The following is a 327-nucleotide window of genomic DNA, read 5'->3' as shown; positions in this document are numbered from 1 at the left end:
GTTTCGCAAAGCGCGCGAGGCGGATGTCGCGGTGGTGGGTGTCGGCTCCATCCTGACCGACGATTCCAGCTACTACGACCTGCATCCGTCCTCGAATGCCGATCGCCAGGCGATCGAGAAGTCCGGGGCGACAGGCGAGCTGCTCGCTCATCTCATCGACCGCCAGGGCAAGCTTTGCAACTACTCGCTCAACCGTTCGCTGGTCTCGTTGACGCTTGACGAGTTCGCGACCATCCCGCGCTCGATCGGCATTGCAAGTGGCGCCAGCAAGGTCGCGCCGATCCTCGCCGCAATGCGCGGAAATCATCTCGACACCATCGTCACGGA

At 62.7% G+C, this 327-nt stretch carries 1 protein-coding gene; it reads left to right on the top strand.

All coding sequences use genetic code 11. The features are described 5' to 3' along the window. Positions 1–327 (top strand): sugar-binding domain-containing protein (locus EOC94_RS33925; RefSeq protein ID WP_281032990.1); only part of this gene is annotated, 327 nt, incomplete at both ends.

Origin of the sequence: Mesorhizobium sp. M6A.T.Ce.TU.016.01.1.1 (assembly GCF_003997065.1) — a bacterium.
GTDB lineage: Bacteria > Pseudomonadota > Alphaproteobacteria > Rhizobiales > Rhizobiaceae > Mesorhizobium > Mesorhizobium mediterraneum.
This window is presented reverse-complemented; position numbering and strand designations above follow the sequence as displayed.